The organism is Kitasatospora sp. NPDC007106, assembly GCF_040634455.1.
GTDB lineage: Bacteria > Actinomycetota > Actinomycetes > Streptomycetales > Streptomycetaceae > Kitasatospora > Kitasatospora arboriphila.
In genome coordinates this window covers 1-1,093 of record NZ_JBEYFP010001424.1, presented here as the reverse complement: position 1 = coordinate 1,093, position 1,093 = coordinate 1, and the positions used below count along the sequence as shown (strand labels likewise).

Below are 1,093 nucleotides of genomic sequence, written 5' to 3'. Positions count from 1 at the left end.
CACACCGTGTCAGGCGGTGCACTCGGAGACATCATGTTCACCATCGGAGACTTCGCCCGGCACGGCCGCGTCTCGGTCCGGATGCTGCGGCACTACGACGCGATCGGCGTGCTGCGCCCGGCCCGGGTCGACCCCGGCACCGGCTACCGCCACTACACGGCCGCGCAGCTCGCCCGCCTCAACCGCGTCATCGCGCTCAAGGACCTCGGTCTCACCCTCCAGCAGGTCCAGGCGATCCTGGACGAGGAGGTCGGCACCGAGGAGCTGAGGGCCATGCTCCGGCTGCGGCGGGCCGAACTCGAGGCCGCCGTGACCGCGGCGGCGGCGCGGCTGGTCCAGGTCGAGGCGAGACTCCGAGCGATCGAGAGCGAGGGGCACATGCCCACTGACGACGTCGTCCTGAAGCACGTCCCGGCCGTACGGGTGGCCGAACTGTCCGCCGTCGCCGCGAGTTACGAGCCGGAGGACATCGGGCCCGTCATTGGCCCCCTCTACGACGAGCTCTTCCGGCGCCTGGCCGCCGCCGGGATCACCCCCACCGGCCCCGGCATCGCCCACTACGAGGACGCCCCGGAGGGCGGCGGCCGGATCGTCGTCCACGCGGCCGTCGAGGTCTCCGCCCCGCTGCAGGACGGCGAGGTCACCGTGCTCGACCTGCCGCCCCTCGAACGGGCGGCGACCATCGTGCACCGCGGCCCGATGGACACCGTCCTCCCCACCGCCCAGACCCTCGCCCGCTGGATCGACGCCACCGGCCACCACGCGCCCGGCTACCCCCGCGAAGTCACCCTGGAGTGCCCGGCCGACCGCGACGACTGGGTCACCGAACTCCAGGCACCGGTGACCCCGGCCTGACGGCCGGTCGCATCCCACCGGAGCCCCGGCACGGGAGCCCTTCCCTGCCGTCCCCCGATCGGGCAGAGTGCCCACCGTGCTGATGATCTTCTTGGTGCCACTCGCGTGCTGGCTGCTCGCCGCCGGGACGGGCCGGGTGCGGTGGGCCGTGGCGGCGCTACTGGCGGCGTGCGCGGGCGTGCAGATCGCGGCGGCCGAGCGGTGGACGCCGGCAGGGCTGCGGCTGACCGCGCTGGTG

The 1,093-nt window shown here is 74.1% G+C and carries 1 protein-coding gene; it reads left to right on the top strand.

The features are described 5' to 3' along the window. The first annotated feature begins 33 nt into the window (after positions 1 to 33). Complete coding sequence (locus ABZ641_RS38985; protein WP_344624774.1) at positions 34 to 855, top strand: MerR family transcriptional regulator; 822 nt, start codon at positions 34 to 36, stop codon at positions 853 to 855. Positions 856 to 1,093: the final 238 nt, after the last annotated feature.